Origin of the sequence: Paenibacillus sp. 453mf (assembly GCF_900116105.1) — a bacterium.
Lineage (GTDB): Bacteria > Bacillota > Bacilli > Paenibacillales > Paenibacillaceae > Paenibacillus > Paenibacillus provencensis.
In genome coordinates, this window is sequence record NZ_FPAC01000008.1 from 53,177 (window position 1) to 72,230 (window position 19,054).

The 19,054-nt window shown below is 46.0% G+C and carries 18 protein-coding genes; 3 read left to right on the plus strand and 15 right to left on the minus strand.

Annotated features, from left to right (window positions below; translation table 11 throughout):
• Nucleotides 1–63 precede the first annotated feature (63 nt).
• Nucleotides 64–1,224: an ROK family transcriptional regulator gene (locus BM415_RS21935; RefSeq protein ID WP_091161336.1), complete on the plus strand. Its 1,161-nt coding sequence runs from the start codon at nucleotides 64–66 to the stop codon at nucleotides 1,222–1,224.
• A 201-nt stretch (nucleotides 1,225–1,425) separates the two neighbouring features.
• Nucleotides 1,426–1,623: a hypothetical protein gene (locus tag BM415_RS21940; protein ID WP_091161338.1), complete on the plus strand. Its 198-nt coding sequence runs from the start codon at nucleotides 1,426–1,428 to the stop codon at nucleotides 1,621–1,623.
• A gap of 164 nt (nucleotides 1,624–1,787) precedes the next feature.
• On the opposite strand, the gene nagZ is transcribed toward BM415_RS21940, so the two are convergent.
• The 3 genes from nagZ to trxB all read right to left on the minus strand — a co-directional run bounded on the left by nagZ (nucleotide 1,788) and on the right by trxB (nucleotide 4,555).
• Entirely contained in the window at nucleotides 1,788–3,146 is a 1,359-nt protein-coding gene (gene nagZ, locus BM415_RS21945) for a beta-N-acetylhexosaminidase (RefSeq protein WP_091161340.1), read from the minus strand.
• Between the two features lie 167 nt (nucleotides 3,147–3,313).
• A complete protein-coding gene (locus tag BM415_RS21950; protein WP_091161342.1) occupies nucleotides 3,314–3,550 on the minus strand; it encodes a glutaredoxin family protein in 237 nt (78 codons plus the stop codon).
• 63 nt (nucleotides 3,551–3,613) lie between these two features.
• The gene (gene trxB, locus BM415_RS21955; protein WP_091161343.1) at nucleotides 3,614–4,555 is read right to left on the minus strand and encodes a thioredoxin-disulfide reductase; all 942 of its coding nucleotides are present in this window, start codon (nucleotides 4,553–4,555) and stop codon (nucleotides 3,614–3,616) included.
• Nucleotides 4,556–4,888: 333 nt separating this feature from the next.
• Here trxB and BM415_RS21960 point away from each other — a divergent pair, with 333 nt between their 5' ends.
• Complete coding sequence (locus BM415_RS21960; protein ID WP_091161345.1) at nucleotides 4,889–5,620, plus strand: ZIP family metal transporter; 732 nt, start codon at nucleotides 4,889–4,891, stop codon at nucleotides 5,618–5,620.
• A gap of 156 nt (nucleotides 5,621–5,776) precedes the next feature.
• On the opposite strand, the gene BM415_RS21965 is transcribed toward BM415_RS21960, so the two are convergent.
• From BM415_RS21965 to BM415_RS22020, 12 genes are all read right to left on the minus strand, one after another.
• Entirely contained in the window at nucleotides 5,777–7,738 is a 1,962-nt protein-coding gene (locus tag BM415_RS21965; protein WP_244533671.1) for a heavy metal translocating P-type ATPase, read from the minus strand.
• 485 nt (nucleotides 7,739–8,223) lie between these two features.
• The gene (locus BM415_RS21970) at nucleotides 8,224–9,066 is read right to left on the minus strand and encodes a sugar phosphate isomerase/epimerase family protein (protein WP_091161346.1); all 843 of its coding nucleotides are present in this window, start codon (nucleotides 9,064–9,066) and stop codon (nucleotides 8,224–8,226) included.
• 29 nt (nucleotides 9,067–9,095) lie between these two features.
• Complete coding sequence (kduD, locus tag BM415_RS21975) at nucleotides 9,096–9,848, minus strand: 2-dehydro-3-deoxy-D-gluconate 5-dehydrogenase KduD (RefSeq protein ID WP_091161348.1); 753 nt, start codon at nucleotides 9,846–9,848, stop codon at nucleotides 9,096–9,098.
• Between the two features lie 18 nt (nucleotides 9,849–9,866).
• The gene (locus BM415_RS21980) at nucleotides 9,867–10,619 is read right to left on the minus strand and encodes a DeoR/GlpR family DNA-binding transcription regulator (protein WP_091161349.1); all 753 of its coding nucleotides are present in this window, start codon (nucleotides 10,617–10,619) and stop codon (nucleotides 9,867–9,869) included.
• 64 nt (nucleotides 10,620–10,683) lie between these two features.
• Entirely contained in the window at nucleotides 10,684–11,514 is an 831-nt protein-coding gene (gene kduI / locus BM415_RS21985) for a 5-dehydro-4-deoxy-D-glucuronate isomerase (protein ID WP_091161351.1), read from the minus strand.
• Between the two features lie 215 nt (nucleotides 11,515–11,729).
• The gene (deoC, locus tag BM415_RS21990) at nucleotides 11,730–12,407 is read right to left on the minus strand and encodes a deoxyribose-phosphate aldolase (RefSeq protein ID WP_091161352.1); all 678 of its coding nucleotides are present in this window, start codon (nucleotides 12,405–12,407) and stop codon (nucleotides 11,730–11,732) included.
• A 394-nt stretch (nucleotides 12,408–12,801) separates the two neighbouring features.
• Complete coding sequence (gene cyoD / locus BM415_RS21995; protein ID WP_047913708.1) at nucleotides 12,802–13,137, minus strand: cytochrome o ubiquinol oxidase subunit IV; 336 nt, start codon at nucleotides 13,135–13,137, stop codon at nucleotides 12,802–12,804.
• Between the two features lies 1 nt (nucleotide 13,138).
• Nucleotides 13,139–13,750 carry a cytochrome (ubi)quinol oxidase subunit III gene (locus tag BM415_RS22000; protein WP_091161354.1) on the minus strand — a complete coding sequence of 204 codons (612 nt, stop codon included), beginning with the start codon at nucleotides 13,748–13,750 and terminating at the stop codon, nucleotides 13,139–13,141.
• Nucleotides 13,750–15,732, minus strand: a complete 1,983-nt coding sequence (locus tag BM415_RS22005; protein WP_091161356.1) for a cbb3-type cytochrome c oxidase subunit I — start codon at nucleotides 15,730–15,732, stop codon at nucleotides 13,750–13,752. Before BM415_RS22005 ends, BM415_RS22000 begins: the two co-directional genes overlap by 1 nt.
• 29 nt (nucleotides 15,733–15,761) lie before the next feature.
• The gene (locus tag BM415_RS22010) at nucleotides 15,762–16,670 is read right to left on the minus strand and encodes a COX aromatic rich motif-containing protein (RefSeq protein ID WP_170862587.1); all 909 of its coding nucleotides are present in this window, start codon (nucleotides 16,668–16,670) and stop codon (nucleotides 15,762–15,764) included.
• 275 nt (nucleotides 16,671–16,945) lie between these two features.
• Nucleotides 16,946–17,221 (minus strand): hypothetical protein, encoded by a 276-nt coding sequence (locus tag BM415_RS22015; protein WP_244533673.1) that lies wholly within the window; start codon nucleotides 17,219–17,221, stop codon nucleotides 16,946–16,948.
• 382 nt (nucleotides 17,222–17,603) lie between these two features.
• Entirely contained in the window at nucleotides 17,604–18,953 is a 1,350-nt protein-coding gene (locus BM415_RS22020) for a GH1 family beta-glucosidase (protein WP_091161357.1), read from the minus strand.
• Nucleotides 18,954–19,054: the final 101 nt, after the last annotated feature.

The window sequence follows — 19,054 nt, forward strand, 5'->3', positions numbered from 1 at the left end:
TGTTTTTTGAAATGATTTTCGTTACAATAGTCTTTATATCATCACAAGGGATGTGCTTTATCCATGGCAATTACCGGAGATCAAGCTCTGGTCAAGAAAATAAATAAGTCCATTATTCTGAGCACGATCCGGGAACATGCCCCGCTCTCCAGAGCAAGAGTATCGGAGCTCACCGGACTGAATAAGGCTACCGTTTCCAATCTGGTGACGGAGTTAATTGAGAATCATCTCGTCACAGAGCTTGGCCCAGGCCAATCAAGCGGCGGACGCAAGCCGCTCATGCTTCTTTTTAATAATACTGCAGGTTATGCTGTCGGCATTGAGCTGACTGTTGCCAAGCTTCGTGGTGTTCTCACCGATCTTGCAGGAAATATTCTGCATGAAACCTCTCTGGCTCTTAGTAGTCACGACATTCCGTCCGTCACTGCCAAGATCATCACAATGACCACACAGCTGCAGACCAAGGCTCCCTTGTCTCCGCATGGGGTCATAGGCATAGGTGTAGGCGTGCCGGGAATGGTTGACGAGGCGGGTACGATACTCTTCGCTCCGAACCTTGGCTGGAATACGGTGCCACTCGCGAGTATGCTGGAAGAAGCGCTCGGACTTCCTGTAACGATAGACAATGAAGCAAATGCCGGCGCTTCCGGCGAGCTCCATTTTGGAGCAGGCAAGGGAATGCGGCACCTCATCTATATCAGTGCAGGCTCTGGAATTGGCTCTGGAATCATGATTGATGGCAAGCTGTATAAAGGAGCTTGGGGATATGCAGGTGAGACAGGGCATATGTCCATTGATGCAGAAGGAAAACAGTGTACCTGCGGAAATCGGGGCTGCTGGGAGCTCTATGCTTCAGAGAAGGCGTATGATGAACCGAATCTTCGGCTTCCGGCAGCAACAACCGGCGAGCTAGTAGCTTATGCTGAACAAGGCAATTCCGCTGTGCTTGAACTGTATCGAAGCATCGGGCATCGGCTGGGCATCGGCATTACGAATATCGTCAACAGCTTTAATCCGGAACGAATTATTGTGGGAGGACCGCTGTCCGAGGCAAGAGAGTATATGGAAGATTCGCTCCAAGAGGTCGTTGCACAGCGGACACTGCCGTATCACATGCGCAGTCTGCAGATCAGCTTCGCACAGCTCGGAAGCAAATCAACCCTGATCGGTTCCGCATATGGAGCGATCTCTCAATTTCTAGGTCACGTTCGGGTAAGTGCGTAAGATTTCTACTTATACGATATGATTTTACGATAAGCAGATCACATCTCTGTACAATATTTGCTAATTCAGACAAAAAATCGTCCCATTTTGAAGTCGCACACACTCCATTTCAAGGTATAATGAATCTAATTGTGTGTCATTTATCACGGCAGAGTCTTACCTTTGTGTGTATACCTTACGTACGAAATGGAGAGAATTCGTGTGACTTATGTGGATACATCTGATATTTCAGCCGCGATGTTTATTTCTGTCTTGTTGTTCCTTATTGTAATCGCTCCTTTGGCTAGTCTAGGTATCCTCAGACTGTTTCAAGGCAGGAAGAAACAAGCCCTTTGGTATATCGTATCCGGAGTAGCCGTTTACGGTATATTCCAGTGGTTTATGTGGTATTTCTTCTAAGCAGCAATAATAGGCATCATCACGTAAAATGTACCCTGTGGGTTATGACTCTTAAATAAAGTCTAGCCTGCAGGGTATTTTCACGGATGATGCCTTACTTTATTTACATCAGGATTTTGCATAATTTATCGTTCTATTTGGGATATATGCATAATCCTCATGTGCTATTTCTTTAACTGGCCGGCGATCTGCTGATGTTCACTTGATCCCACGACCTGCAAAGCCGATTCCTCCACCGGCTTATTCGTTAGTTCGTATTTATATTTCAGCGTTAGAATCCGAAGCACCTTCCGATCAATATCTGCGGCCGAGAGCTCCCCCTTCCGAACAGCCTGTAAGAGCGTGTTATAAGCCTTTTCCGCTTTCGCTGGTGTATGTCCAAACAGTACGATGTCCGCCCCCGCCTGGATAGCCATCAATGCCGCCTCTCCTGATCCGTAATTTTGCTGAATTGCACCCATTTCAAGATCATCTGTAATGACAACCCCATCATATCCCATCTCTTCACGTAAAAGAGTACTGAGCATAACCTTAGACAAGGAAGCAGGCCGAAGCGAAGCATCAATCTTCGGATATTGGATGTGCGCAGCCATCACCATGTCGGCTCCGTCACTTATTGCAGTCTGAAAAGGAACCAGCTCCAGCTCAGCAAGCTCTTCCTTCGTCTTCTGAACAACCGGCAAGCCAACATGGGAATCCACCGTCGTATCCCCATGACCCGGGAAATGCTTTACAGCCGGGATGATGCCGGCTTCCTGCATCCCTTTCATTGTGGCAATGCCCAGCTCAGAGACCGTTTCCGCCGAATCTCCAAACGAACGGTTTCCGATCACTCTATTCTCCGGATTGCTGAAAATATCGAGTACAGGTGCAAAATTGAGATTAAAGCCGAACGCACCGAGCTCTTCTCCGATTACACTTCCGATTTGGGCAGATAAGTCAGCATTCTTATATTTCCCTATCTGTTCATTCGTTGGAAATTCTGTCTTTCCTTCAGGAAGCCTAGAGACCCGTCCCCCTTCTTCATCCACGGAGATGAATAAAGGAATATGTTCTTCTCCATTGCTCTTCTTAACATCATTGGTCAGAGATTGAAGCTGTTTCGGATTGCTGATATTCGGCCCAAATAATATGACGCCGCCCAGCTGTCCGTTACGAATTAACTCCTCTGCTTCCGTGTCCAGCTCCGTTCCAGGGAAACCGGATATAATCATTTGTCCGATCTTGTCCTCGATTGACAGGTTCGCGAGCTGCTCTATGGCTGCCTCCTGCTCAGGTAATAGATCATCATGCTCCGGCTGTATAGATGAGTGACCTTCCCCGGACTCAGAGCCCGACTCTTCTCCAGGCTGTTCCTGTCCTTGCTCCTGCGGTTCTGACAAGGATGTACCTGAATCTGCCCTAGTGCAGGAGGTGAGCAGGACAGTCATCAGCATGATTAAGATGTAGTAAAACGATCTTCTATGTCCAAAGAATCTTCTTTTCAATTCGGCTTCGCCCCAATTCAGTACATTTTTAATCACAACACTATACTACCCAACTTACGGCAAAAAGAAAAACCGCACCCATCAGCGGCTGTGTCCCTTCAATCGTTTAACCAAGAACAAATCCATCTTGTCGATGTCTCTCTTCTCTATTAGGTAAGGGAACAACTACCACACAGGGTGCGGTTATTTCATGACTTTTTATCTTATCCTTGCGGATTAAGCGCCTTGTGGAACTGCAATTTGTTCATGCCAACGATACGGTGCTCGCCCAGCACGGTTACCGGTACTGCACGAAGACCCATATCCCATACTTGCTGTGCATACTCGTCGCTTTGCTCAATGTTGCGCTCTTCATACTCAATGCCATTCTCTGTGAGATAGCTCTTCACCTGACGGCAATGCGGGCAGTTGGTAGAAGTATATACAATTGCTTTATCCATGATATTCACCTCGTAGAAAGAAATTATAAGTACGTTCAAAACGATAGTTCAGCTATATATCAATTAGTTGGCAACCGCGCTATGCTCCAGGCTCTCAATGAATTTCTCAGCATCCATCGCTGCTTTGCATCCGCTGCCTGCTGCAGTAATCGCTTGTCTATAACGTGTATCCTGTACATCACCGCAAGCGAATACGCCAGGAATGTTGGTTTCGCTCGTTCCAGGATTTACTACGATGTATCCATTGGAGTCGATTGTTACTTGTCCGTTCAAGAAGCCCGTATTCGGATTGTGACCAATCGCTACGAATACGCCGCTTACTTCAATCATCTCTTCTTCCCCTGTAGCGTTGTTAAGCACTTTAACGCCCTTAACTCCACCTTCACCAGCAACAATCTCAATCGGTGTACGGTTGAGCGCCCATTCGATCTTCTCGTTGCTGCGGGCACGGTCCTGCATGATCTTCGATGCACGAAGCTCTTCACGACGGTGTACCAGTGTTACTTTGGAAGCGAAGCGAGTCAGGAAGTTCGCTTCTTCCAGAGCGGAATCGCCGCCGCCGATAACTACAATTTCTTTGCCACGGAAGAAGAAGCCGTCGCAAGTCGCGCATGTGCTGACACCATAACCTACGTTCTCCTGTTCCCCAGGAATACCAAGATATTTAGCAGAAGCTCCTGTGGACAGAATAACGGTTTCGGATATGATCTCGCCTTGTCCTTCAACCTGAATCTTGAAAGGACGCTGTGCCATATCAATGCTGTTAACCCATCCAGTACGGAATTCAGCACCGAAACGCTCGGCTTGTTTACGCATATTATCCATAAGCTCTGGTCCCATAATGCCTTCTGGGAAGCCAGGGAAATTCTCTACTTCAGTCGTCGTCGTCAATTGACCTCCCGGTTCCGGGCCTTCAATGACAAGTGGACTCAGATTGGCACGAGCCAGATAAATCGCTGCTGTCAGACCCGCAGGGCCTGTACCGATAATGACTGATTTATACATTTAAATAACCTCCCGCTACTATCCGCAAATTGCTGCAATATACATACTTTGAATGAACCAGTGTCAAGCAAACATACAATATGTATTAGAACCTGAAATACAACATAAACTCAAAAAAGAGTTGTCCCCACAAAAAGGATCATGAATAATGTATTGAATGGCTCCACTTGTTCATGAAATCGTCGCCTTTACGGAAATGCAATACATAATTTATAATAATTCTAATCTAGTCATCATTATGAGCAATTTCAAAGTCGATGTCAATGCTCATTTGTCAGTTGATGTCGCCTGAATTACTACATATGCAGCATTGAGGAGGGAATAGAAAAAGATATGGTTGAGGCATTAATAGGAAGTGTTATATCGGCCTTGTCTACAGGACTTGGCGCCATCCCGATCTTGTTTATGAGCAAGGTCACACACCGGCTCCGGGACATTTTGCTGGCCTATGCGGCCGGGATTATGACCTCAGCTTCACTCTACAGTCTCATCCCGGAAGCACTAGGTCAGTCCAATCTGCTGGTCCTATTCATAGGGATCCTGGCGGGAAGTATCGTTCTCCTCGTTCTGGAAATGTATATACCGCATATTGATCTGGAAAATCCAGAATCGCGGCCCTTCAACATTGAAGGCAAAGCGTTTCTAATCATTGCTGCAATAACGATGCACAACTTGCCAGAGGGCTTGTCTGTCGGTGTCAGCTATGCCAGTTCAGATGACAGCTTAGGCAACCTGATCGCGTTGTCCATCGGTCTGCAAAATGCACCGGAAGGTTTTCTCGTTGCCCTATTTCTCGTTAATCAAAATATCGGTCGCTTCAAAGCACTGGGTATTGCCACCTTGACAGGTGCTGTAGAAATTGTAACCAGCATTATCGGCTATTCACTGAGCAGTGTCGTTGATGGACTCGTACCCTATGGCCTTGCCTTCGCAGCGGGAGCCATGATGTTCATCGTGTATAAGGAGCTTATTCCAGAAAGTCATGGAGACGGGAACCAGCGGGTGGCGACGATCTCTTTTATTCTGGGACTTGTTACGATGATTACACTTACCGAGGTATTCTGATCCAAGGTAGATCTTAGATCATCCTCGCTACCTGCATTGATCCTTTGAAAAACTAGCTTAACGCTATATAAAAGCAAACGCGTCGCTTGCCCAAGGCCTGAAGCCTAGAGAGCAAACGACGCTTTTTTATTCCAATTGCTTGTCTTCGATACAAGGTTACCTTAATAATCGAAGTCCATTTAGAATCACAAGAATTGTACTGCCCTCATGCCCGATCACACCTAGAGGGAGCGCCAGCTCCGAAATGAAATTACCTGCAATCAAAATGGTGATTACGCTAATGGCAAACACGATGTTCTGCTTCACAACGCTTGCCGCACGTCTTGACTGAGTGACACTCCACGCGATCTCTTCAATATTATCGTTCATCAGCACCACGTCTGCGACCTCTATGGCAGTTCCGCTGCCCGACATTCCCATTCCCATACCTACCGTCGCTGCAGCCAGTGCGGGCGCATCATTAACACCGTCGCCAACCATGACGACATGGCCATATTGCTCACGCAGGGAACGAACCCTCTCTACTTTTTGCTCTGGCAGCAGCCCGGCATAGACGAGATCAACTCCCGTTTCCTTCGCAATGACATCAGCGGTAGCCTGACGATCGCCCGTCAGCATGGCTACCTTGATACCCAGCTCTTGCAGCCGTTTCACTGCCTTCATCGCTTGAGGACGAACCGTATCCCGCAGCGCGATCAGACCGGCAATCTGATCTCCTTGCATAATAACGGAGACTGTCTTGCCCTCATGCTCGAGTTCTGACCTGAGCTGTAACCACGCCGGATCAGTATCCGCCTGATCCAACACATCTGTTTTGCCTACCTTCCATAACTCTCCGGCAATCCTACCCTCAATGCCCCAGCCCGTGATCGCCCGGACGTCCTCAGCCTGAATAAGCGGTGCTCCAGCTGCAATCGCCCTTGCTGCAATGGCCTCTGCCAGTGGATGTGTAGACTGACTTTCCACTGCTGCTGCGTGGGATAGAAGGTTCATCTCGTCATATCCAGAAGCAGCGATCAAATCGGTAACTTCAGGAACGCCTCTCGTCAAGGTTCCTGTCTTATCAAAGGCCACCACTGCCGTCTTCGCCATATTCTCTACATGAGCTCCACCCTTAAACAATAGTCCTCTTCTTGCACTGCTTGAGATCGAAGACAGCATAACAGGCATGATGGAAGCAACCAAGGCACACGGAGAAGCAACAACCAGGAATACCATCGCCTTATAAAAAGCGTCTCCCCAGGCGATGCCAAACAACAGCGGCATTGCTAGAACAAGAACAAGAGTAATCAAGACGACCAGTTTGGCATAAATCCCTTCAAATTTCTCAATAAACCGCTGAGAAGCCGGCACTTCGGATTGCGCTTCCTCTACCAATCTGATGATCTTCGAAAACAAAGTATTATCGGCTGGCTGAGTCACTTCAATATACAAGGCCCCTTCGCCGTTCATTGTACCGGCATAGACCTCATCTCCTGCGCTCTTCTCCACTGGAATCGATTCTCCTGTAATGGAAGCCTGGTTCACAGCTGAGTAACCCTTGTATACTTTACCGTCGGAAGGTAATATTTCGCCTGGCTTAACCAGCAGCAAATCTCCGGGCTGAAGCAGCTCAATTGCGACCTGTTCCACTGTGCCGTCCTGTAACCGCAGCGCTGTCTCAGGCTTCAAGCCAATCAAGGAAGAGATATCTTTATGACTGCGTTCCGTAGTGTAGCTCTCAAGCGCTCCGCTGAGCGCAAAGATAAAGATAAGCATCGCCCCTTCATTCCAATATCCGATCGCTGCCGCTCCTATGGCCGCAGCAATCATTAGAAGGTTCACGTCCAGATCCCTGTCTTTGACGAGTGTCTCCACACCTTCCTTGGCTTTGGCCCATCCTCCTATCGTATAAGCTGCAATATACATCACGATAGAAATAAGCTCATACCTTCCTGAGATCCCCCATGCTGCCAGCATCATAATCCCGCTGCCGAGAGCCGCCTGCATCTCCCGGTTCTTGAGCATCATCTTGAAATTCGGGCCTCTCTTGCGCCCGGGACGCTTAGGAGATAGTCTGTGCTCATCCACTTGTGCCGCTGTACTAATTCGTGGCTGAATAGCCTTCATATTCATCACAATCCTTTCTTCATCGCTTACCTTCTAATTGAGAATGAGAGCCATTGTTAATGGCCTTAAAATGACACATGCTGCTTCGGGAATCCCGAAGCAGCATGGTTTTTCGTAAAAATTGCATTGTGACATCACTGAGAATGATAATCATTTTTGCGTCTATACAATAATTTTTGTTTAATGCAACTTTTACTGTATTATATACCTGGCTCACAGAAATTGTAAATAGAAATATTCCTATCTGCTCCTCGGTATAAACGTTTCCAGATGTCGGTTTCTGTAATGTAGCCATAACTCTTAAAAAAGTAGTTTTACCCGCATGGTATTTTCGCGCGGTTTCGATACGGTAACGAGATGGTCTAAGAAAAAGTTTGATTACACAAAAAAATCTCCTCTCATTTTGTTACATGAGAAGAGATTTTATGAATCGAGGGTTTTGCATAAACCGGAAAACCAATAATTAATTAAAAACCCTAATATCTAAAAGTGAATTAGTTGTCAGCATGCCATAAGCGCCGTAAATAGGCCGCCGCATCATCTGCCTGTTCTGCTGTTACACCTTCCAGGGAGATGTCGATATGAGGCTTATACGCTTTGAGCAATTCAAAGAACAAAGGATAATCCAGTATGCCCTCGCCGGGTACAGGATTGTACTTCTTCCCGCTCACATCAAAAGCGACATCCTTGGCATGGATGGCGATCATTCGATCGTACAGCTGATCAAACACATCTCGCAAAAAATCCGCCTGATCCACGACATGCTCTACCTTTATAAGATTGCAAGGGTCAAACAGCAGCCCGACACTCGATGACGGAACCTCCTCAAGCAGGCGCTGCATATGCTCTCTCGTATGTAAGGTATGGACGGACACGGGCTCGATAGCCACATGAACACCCCATTTGTCCGCTTCCTCTGCCAGTTCAAGCACTGATTCACGCAGCACCTGAAATCCCTGCTCCTCATAGGAAGTCGGATGAGTCTCTTTGTACGTTGTAACACTTCCTGTTTCTGTGGCTACGATGCTGCAGCCAAAATCACGAGCATAACGCAAGTGCTCTTTAAATCGTGCCAGTTCAGACTTCCTCACAGCAGCATCCGGATTTACCGGGTTAATATAACACCCCAGCACAGCGATCCTTATGCCTTCATTGTGGAATTGCTCCCCTACCCAATTGGCCAAACCAGGGCTCAGTTTACCATTAGAAGAATCGATATCTGACAATGCCTTGGCCAGTGCAAGCTGAACCGATGTGAACCCGCTGCCGGCGATGCGAGCTGCCAGACTTGAAGTGGGCTGTTTACCAAACGTATGCGCCAGGACTCCCAGTTTCATGTTCTCGTATCCTCCTTCTCAAGTGAGCATTATCGAGCAAGCCAGCCTCCATCTACATTCAGAACGTGTCCATTCAAATAATCTGAAGCGGAGGAAGCCAAAAATACCACTGGCCCTTTCAGATCCTCCGGCGTTCCCCAGCGTCCTGCTGGAATCCGGGCTGTAATATCCTTATAGCGGTTCTCATCGTCTCTAATTTGCTGGGTGTTGTTCGTCACCATGTATCCTGGAGCAATAGCATTGACCTGAACCCCTTTGCCTCCCCATTCATTTGCCAGTGCTTTGGTTAAGCCTGCTACCGCATGCTTGCTGGCTGTATATCCGGGCACATTGATACCGCCTTGATAAGACAGCATAGAAGCAATACTAATAATCTTGCCGCTTCCGCGCTCAATCATATGCCTTCCGGCCAGCTGACTTAAGAAAAATACGGTATTCAGGTTGAGGTCAATGACATCATGCCAGTCCGAAGCTCCATGATCAGCTGCCGGCGTACGGCGGATGATGCCTGCATTATTGACAAGAACATCAATTCTTCCCTGAAAATGAAGTGCCTGTTCGAAGACCGATGGCAGCTCTTCCTCTTTGCTTAGATCAGCCTGAATACCCACTGTCTTACGGCCCAGCTGCTCGATTGCCTGCACCGTCTCTGTCGGCATGGAATGGGATACAGCGATGATATCGGCACCAGCTTCTGCAAGACCGATGGCCATGCCTTGACCCAACCCTCCGGAGGTACCAGTAACCAGCGCTACTTTTCCACTGAGATCAAAACTGTTCATATTTCTCTATGCCTCCCGCTAATTATCAATCTTCACTCCTATGCTTTCATATGGAGCCTTCAATTCATCCGTAAGTGCTTTGTCGCTTATAATCACATCGACTTCTCCACATGATGCAAAAGTACGCAGAGCAAATCGACCAAATTTATAATGATCCACTACAGCATAGACATGTTGGGCCGTGTGGATCAGCGCCTTTTTGAGAGAGACCAGATCCCCCGTATATATAGAAAAACCGAATTCAGGATGCAGAGCCGTCGTCGAAATAAAAGCCTTGTGGATGTTCAGACTGGATATAAATCGCTCTGTCTCATCACAGACCAGCATATTCCTTACTCTTGAGCCACCTGGCACCACGAGACGAATCTGATCTTTACGAGTCAGCTCAGAAATGATGAGGAGGTCATTGGTAATCACCGTCAGTGGAATATTCTCCAGCAGACGTGCCATCTCAAGTGTCGTGCTTCCTCCGTCAAGGGCGATGACATCATACGGCTCAATGTAAGTAATCGCCCGCTCTGCGATTTCGATCTTCTCTGGATTGTGCTTCTCCAGCGCACCCATGCTGGTCAGAATGCCATATTGATCATTCTGGGCTAGCATGGCTCCCCCGTGCACCCGCACGAGGAGACCCATGCTCTCCAGCTTATCCAGATCTTCCCTGATAGTCTTTCCAGTCACTTCAAGGAGCTCGCTTAACTCATTGACTGTTACTTCCTGCTTGGCAATGAGCAGCTCCATTATCTTTTCATGTCGTTTCATTGAGTTCATATTTCATTCAACTTTCTTATGATTACTTGGATTGATATTATTCTTTGTTATTCATTGGTTTGTGTTATTTCAGCTCCGTCATCTTCACGCCGTCCATATCATCAAAGGTTTGATTCTCTCCTGCCATAGCCCAGCAGAACGTATAGTTGCTCGTTCCTACGCCGCTATGTATGGACCAGCTCGGTGAAATCACTGCTTGGCCTTGACGGACAACTAGATGCCTTGTTTCTTCAGGCTCACCCATCATATGGAATACAACTCCATCCTCCGGAAGGTTAAAGTACAAGTACACTTCAGAACGACGATTATGCGTATGCGCAGGCATGGTATTCCACATGTTCCCTGGATCGAGCTCTGTGATCCCCATGACCAGCTGACAGCTCTTGATTCCGCCTTCATGAATGTATTTATATATGGTTCTTTCATTCGATGTCTGAATACTACCTAAGTGAGCTGGCGTCGCTTCCTGCTGTGTCGCCTTCGTCGTCGGGTAAGCATGATGAGCAGGTGTGGATACAAAATAAAACTGTGGAGCTTCTCCTGATCCTGAATGGAAGATCACTTCCTTCACACCAAGGCCGACATACAGACACTCTTTACTTCCCACCTCATACCGAACCCCATCGGCAGATACCGTTCCATGACCACCGATATTAATGATACCGATTTCACGACGAGCAAGAAAAAAGTCGGTCCCAATATCCTTCAAATTAACTTCCAGCTTGATATCCTGTGACTCTGGAACCGCAGACCCTACGATGTAGCGATCCACATGAGAATACACGGTAACGAGCTCATCTTTTGCAAATAAGTGATCGATCAAAAATTCCTCACGTAGACGGCTGGTATCATAGTTCTTCACTTCATTTGGATGAGCAGCATAACGATTTTGCATCTGATATCAATCCTTTCGTATGTCTTGGTTTATATTGGAAGTTCATATAGGTTTATTTTAGTTTATTTTAATCGATTTGTGTACCCTTTTATCTTTGAAAAATATATCTCTGCTCCAACATTGTATAAATCATGGCGATTCATTGCCTTCTTCTATTAAGAATGTAAAAAAGCGACCCCTCTCGGGATCGCTCATCATTCTAATCTTATATTCGTTTAGTAGCTGCTGTCAGAACGCTCGCCTTTTGCAATCGCAACGCCGCCGCTTGTTCCAATACGAGTAGCTCCCGCCTGAATCATCGTTAATGCATCCTCGCTGCTGCGGACTCCTCCAGAGGCTTTCACGCCAACATCAGGTCCCACTGTTTTACGCATGAGTGCTATATCTTCCTTCGTCGCTCCCCCTGTAGAGAAGCCCGTGGAAGTCTTCACAAAATCAGCACCGGCTTGTACAGCCAGCTCACATGCACGTACCTTCTCTTCATCCGTTAAGAGGCATGTCTCGATAATGACTTTGGTCAGTGCTTTGCCTTTAGCAGCGTTAACAACAGCCGCGATGTCCTCGCGAACATACTCATCATTGCCATCTTTGAGCGCACTGATGTTGATCACCATGTCCACTTCTGTTGCTCCATTGTTAATAGCATCTGTAGTTTCGAAAGCTTTTACCGCAGAAGTTGTTGCGCCTAGAGGAAAACCGATTACAGTACACACTTTAACCTCAGGCGTGTCTTTCAGTACTTCGTAAGCGGCAGCAACAAAAGCTGGATTGACACATACCGATGCAAAGCCATAGGTCTTCGCTTCCTCTGCCAATTTGATGATATCCTCTTTGCGGGCATCGGCCTTAAGCAGTGTATGATCAACCAAAGGAGAAATCGCTGTTTGATTCATATTTATCGTCCTCACTATCGTTATATTCTGTAACTCCACATCTAATCATACCAATACTAACTAGGTTTGCAAAGGCAGGCTAGATCTATTCATATGCGTGAGTAAAAAAGAGCACCTTGCTCGATGGTTAGAAGGGCAAGGTGCTCATTCATTATAGATATCTTAACTTATATAAGCTGTAGCTGCTTATTGTCCTGAAGTGAGGTTTAGTGAGCAGCAAGTTGCTTACTAAGAACTGTACTTCTCTTAGGGCTTAGTGAGCAGCAAGTTGCTTACTAAGAACTGTACTTCTCTCAGGGATTAGTGAGCAGCAAGTTGCTTACTAAGAACTGTACTTCTCTCAGGGATTAGTGAGCAACAAGTTGCTTACTAAGAACTGTACTTCTCTCAGGGATTAGTGAGCGACTTGGTTGTTCATCATGATCCAGATCGAACCTACAACGATTGTAAGCACGAGCAGGATTCCTAGAATCAGACCCATAACGTTCCATTTTGGCTTACCTGCTTCTCCATCACGAATGTGCATGAAGAATAAGAGCTGAACCCCAAACTGCAGTACCGCCATGATCAAAATGATAACCATGTTTACGGTTCTACTAAACATGTCATTCAGAACGACAACAAGCGGAATGATGGTCAGGATAATCGAGATGACATACCCAATGGTGTAAGATTTAAGTGATCCATGCTCTTCATGAGATTCATGTGCATGATTATGCTGTTCTGCCATCTTACATCACCCCCATCAGATAGACGATCGTAAGGAGGAAGATCCATACGACGTCCAAAAAGTGCCAGAATAAGCTAAGGTTCATTACTTTACCACGAATCTCAGGAGTAATTCCGCGCTTCTTCAATTGAAGAAGCAGGCCGAACATCCAGAAGAGACCAAACGTTACGTGAGCGCCGTGAGTACCAACCAAAGTATAGAACGCACCTGTAAATGCACTTGTTGTGATTAGAGCTCCATGATGAACCATTTCATAAAACTCGAAAATTTCAAGACCAAGGAACGTCAGCCCCAGTACAGCTGTGACAATCAGCCAGATCGTTAATCCCTTTTTATCTTCGCGGTTCATCGCAAGAATAGCGAGTCCACTTGTGAAGCTGCTCGTCAATAGGACGAATGTGTTGATAATAATGACCGTCATGTTAAACAGATCCGGCCCTGCTGGTCCGCCTGCCGTATTATCCTTCAACACGATATAGGTTGCAAAGAATACAGAGAACAGAATCAAGTCAGAGATTAGAAATAGCCAGAATCCTAAAGTCTTTAGTTCCTGTGGATCATGATGACCATGATCGTGATCATCATGATGATTATTTACTGCTGTGTGTGCCATTATACCGACCCCCTCAAGGCTGCTTCGGTACGTCTAACTTCTTCAGCCGGGATGTAGTAATCCGTGTCGTACTGGAATGAGCGTGCGAACAGAGTCGCAACCACGCCAAGCAGTCCAGGGATATACATCCACCACCAATCCCATACAAACCCGAAGCCTGCGATAAAGAAGAAGACAGACATCACGATTGGAATACCTGTGTTTTTCGGCATATGAATTGGCTCATATGTTGGCTCAGCTGTTTGTGTTTGATGAGCGCCCGTAGCTTTACGTTGTTTATCCTCCCAAAACTGATCGACAGAATCGACTTTTGGAACGATAGCAAAGTTATATTCAGGTACCGGAGAAGGAATAGACCATTCGAGTGTACGAGCATCCCATGGATCCGCTCCGACCTTGTTTTCTTTGTATTTACGAATACCATCTGCAATTTGCAAGAGCTGGAACAGGAATCCGGCACCCATCAGGAATGCCCCGACAGAAGATACCACGTTCAGCGTTGCCCAGCCTGTATCCCATCCATACGTGTATAGACGGCGAGTCATACCCATTAGACCGAGTGCATATTGCGGCATAAATGTGATATAGAAGCCAATGTTCCATGTCCAGAATGCCCAATGTCCCCAACGGTTCGGCAAGTTGAATCCGAACAGCTTCGGCCACCAGTAGTACATACCAGCAAAGTAACCAAACACTACACCACCGATCAGAACCTGGTGGAAGTGAGCGATCAGGAAGTAACTGTTATGGAACTGGAAGTCAGCCGGCGCAACGGACAGCATAACTCCTGTCATCCCCCCGATGATAAAGCACGGCAGGAAAGCAATGGTCCACATCATTGGAAGTGTAAAACGAATTCGTCCGCGGTACATCGTAAACAGCCAGTTAAAGACCTTGACACCTGTAGGTATCGAAATCAACATGGTCGTGATCGCGAAGAATGCATTGACATCGGCGCCTGATCCCATCGTGAAGAAGTGATGGACCCAAGTAAAGAAGGACAGAACGCTGATAATCAACATGGCAAATACCATTGATTTATATCCGAACAATCTCTTTCTCGAGAATGTCGCCACGATTTCGGAGAAGATACCGAAAGCCGGCAGAACAACGATATAAACCTCTGGGTGACCCCACATCCAGATGAGGTTGATATACATCATCGGGTTGCCCCCGAGATCCAGCGTGAAGAAATGTGTTCCTGCAAAACGGTCCATGAAGAGCAAGAACAAAGTCACAGTCAGGATTGGGAATGCAAACAAAATAATAATGTTCGTTGCAAATACGGACCAGGTAAACATCGGCATTTTCATCCAAGTCATACCTGGAGCACGCATCTTGATAATTGTTACAAGGAAGTTAATCCCTGTTGCAAGGGAACCGATACCGGATATCTGTATCCCCCATATATAGAAGTTCTGTCCTACCCCGGGGCTAAATTCAAGCCCTGATAAAGGCGGATAACTGAGCCATCCGGCTGCAGGTGAACCCCCGATTACGAATGAAAGGTTAAACAGCATTGCACCCAGGAAGAACAGCCAGAAGCTGACAGCATTCAGATAAGGGAAGGCAACATCTCGCGCCCCGATCTGAAGAGGTACAACGACATTAAACAGACCGAACATAAATGGCATCGCCATAAAAAGAATCATGATCGTTCCGTGTGTAGTAAAGACTTGGTTATAGTGATCGGCATGCAAGAATTCCATACCTGGTAAAGCCAGCTGGAATCTCATCATAAGCGCGTCCACGCCACCGCGGAACATCATTAGAATCGCGGCCAAGATATACATGATACCGATTTTTTTGTGGTCAACGGTAGTTAACCAGTTTTTCCAGAGCCAGCCCCATTTTTTAAAATAAGTGAGTCCTACGACGATCGCAAGCGATGCTAGGCCGATAGATACCTGTGCCCCTAAAATGAGGGGATCGCCTGTTACTAAAAACTCTGTCGTCAGAAACTCCCACAAATCACTTAACATGAATGAAGGGCCTCCTTTCGAGCTAATGTTTATTCGTGCGTTGTTTCCGCGGATTCTTCTTTATCCACTACGTATTTTGTAACGATATCGTTAAACAGTCCTTCAGGGAAGGCCGAGAAGTACTGAACTTCCTCAACACTTGGATCTGAGAGCTGGTCATAACCTTCGGCCGTAAGCGGCTGAGAGTTCAGCTTCACTTCGTTAATCCAGTTATTGTAGTCTTCTTCGGAAACGGCATTTACATCAAACTTCATATCTGTGTAATGCTCTCCAGAGAAGTTAGCTCCTGAACCCATAAAGGTTCCCTGCTCATCTGCTTGAAGATGAAGCACCATGGCCATACCAGACATCGTGTACATTTGTCCGCCAAGCTCCGGAATCCAGAAGGAGTTCATCGGTGCATCCGAAGTCAGCTCGAAACGGATCGGTGTGTCTTCCGGAATCGTCAGCGTATTTACAGTTGCTACGTTCGAATCTGGATACATAAACAACCATTTCCAGTCCAAGGAGGTAACTTGAATTGTAAGCGGCTCCTTATCAGACACGAGCGGTTTCGAAGGCTCTGTTGCATACGTATAGCGCACAGTGACTGCACCAAGTACAATAATGATTAGAATAGGAAGTCCCCACCATATCGCCTCGGCAACTGTGCTGTGCGCCCAGTTCGGTGAATATTTAGCTTTGTTTCCAGGTGTGTCACGATATTTCCATACAATAACACCGACTAGTATTAATGTAGGTACAATGATGATCGCACACAAAATGGTTGAAATAATGATCAAATCCCTTTGTGCTTCGCCGATCGGTCCACTTGGATCGAGTACAACGTATTTTCCGTTCTCATCTGCAAACAGTGACCAAATCATAACGCCCAAGGTAACAAGCGTAATCACTACTGCGAGAATGATTTTGGAAAGCGATCTAGGTTTTTTATCCATCTTGATCCCCTCTCCTTTAATGCGCAATTACAAACGATGCTACTATCTTCCCCCTAAAGATATCAGAAATTCATAACAATAAAACGGATGTTAACAAATTTGTCGAATTTGATCACAAATTTTGTGAATTTTTTCTCACAAATGATCTGTTTCCTTGCATTACGCAACAAAAAGAGCCTTAACCCCTCAAACCATTTTTGGTTTGTCAGCTAAGGCTCTTTACCAAATATACAGCTGTTTGAATCAGTCATTTCCCTCTCCCTCATATGCCGGCTTTATTGATCTTCAGACTCTTGATCTTTTCTATGGAGATCGAGAAGTCCCATCGCTTTTCCTATAAAGTAAATGTAGACACTACCCACCAAAAAGCCTATGCCTACCATAATTCCCATGTTGCTGTTCGTGAGTGCATGCAGATTAAACAAACAGATGATCACGCCAGTAATTAAGGCTACCCAGGCCATTACCGTCATCATGAACACCATGCGTACAGCTCGGTCATCCTTCTCTCTGGCAGCGCTGACACGTGCAGGTTTGTTCACAATCATCATAAGTCAACTCCTTCTAAATTTTGTAAGTGCTTACTACATTTAATATATCACACTTCAACAAGAATTGTTCACTATTTGTTCAAAATTTAGTCAAAGATATTTCATTATTTTTGAAATTACAGGACTTTATCCTTATATTTACAATCCATATCTGGTATTTATTCATTGACACTTCACAATTTTGACTTATTTTCGTATATAGTTTCGAATCCGCCTTTTTAATGAGTTATGAAATGGATTCACTCGAGTGAAATTATCCTTCTTTTATTCCTATGCATTTTGAAGAATTGAGGACTAGCACAGCATAGAAAAATAAAAACCGATGCAGTTAAAAACTGCGGCGGTTTAAATAATGAAGGAACCTTCAGATCAGCTATTTTAATTATACGGGTCTCGTTTCAAGCCAGTTGTTTCTGATCACATTTTGATACCAGTAGAAGCTCTCTTTAGGTGTTCTTACCAACGAGCGATAATCAACATGAACAAGCCCAAATCTCATGCGATAACCCTCTGCCCACTCGAAGTTATCCATCATGGACCATGCCATGTATCCTTTGACCTGAATGCCATCGGTTATAGCGCGGTGGATTTGTGCGATATGCTGCTGTAAATACGAAATACGACGGAAGTCTTTAACCTGCCCGTTCTCCACTTCGTCATTGATGCATGCACCATTTTCCGTAATGTAAATATCGATGTTTCCGTATTTCTGCAAATAGTGCAGTGCTTCGTACAATCCACGGGATTCAACCGGCCAGCCAATATCGGTTTGTATAAGTCCCATATCCACCTGTTCGAATCCAAGTACACCGGAATCTGGATTGTAACGATCTACACTCATTGTATAGTAGTTGATTCCTAGATGGTCAATTGGCTGAGAAATGATCTCCATGTCTCCTGGCTTAACGTCTACCTTAGCACCGGCTTGCTCAAACCAGTCCACCATAAATTGAGGATATTCCCCTTTGAAGACCGGGTCGAGGAACCAGTCGGCAAACCATGCGATGTGGCGTTCGCTTGCTGCTTTATCCGCTTCTGACTTGCTGTAAGGAACAGCCCATTCCATATTTGGAGCGATACCGATCTTACCTTCTGTACCCAGCTCACGGAACTTCTTAACGGATTTGCCGTGTGCCAGCAGCAGACCATGACCAACATTAAGTGCTGTCTGCAGATCTCGATTACCTGGTGCATGTGCACCCAGTAGGTTGGATAAAAATGCGATACACCATGGCTCATTAAACGTGAGCCAGCTCTTGATCTTACCATTAAACTCACGGTACATAATTTCTGAGAATTTCACAAAGGCGTCAACCGTTCTGCTGCTCTCCCAGCCGCCTGCGTCTTGAAGCGTTTGAGGCAAGTCCCAGTGATACAAGGTACAGAACGGCTCAATCCCATTCTCGAGCAGTTTGTCTACGAAGCGATGATAATAATCAAGACCGGCTTGGTTGATCTCACCGTCTCCATCTGGAAGAATACGTGACCAGGATACCGAGAATCGGTAGCTCTGAATACCTAGCTGGTTCATTAGTGCAATATCTTCTTCATAACGATGATAGCTGTCGCAGGCGATATCGCCGTTATCTCCATTAAATACTTTACCTGGTGTTTTAGCGAATGTATCCCAGATGGACGGTCCTCTGCCGTCTGCTGTAGCTGCTCCCTCGATCTGATACGCTGCCGTAGCCGTACCCCATTTGAAATCTTTAGGAAATTGAAAAATTGTCATTAGAGTCCCCCCGTTATTTACAGATTACTTCGAAGATTTACATTTTCTCTAAAACGTTTTCGATTAGATCAAAAAATAAAGCTAACTGATCAAAATATCAA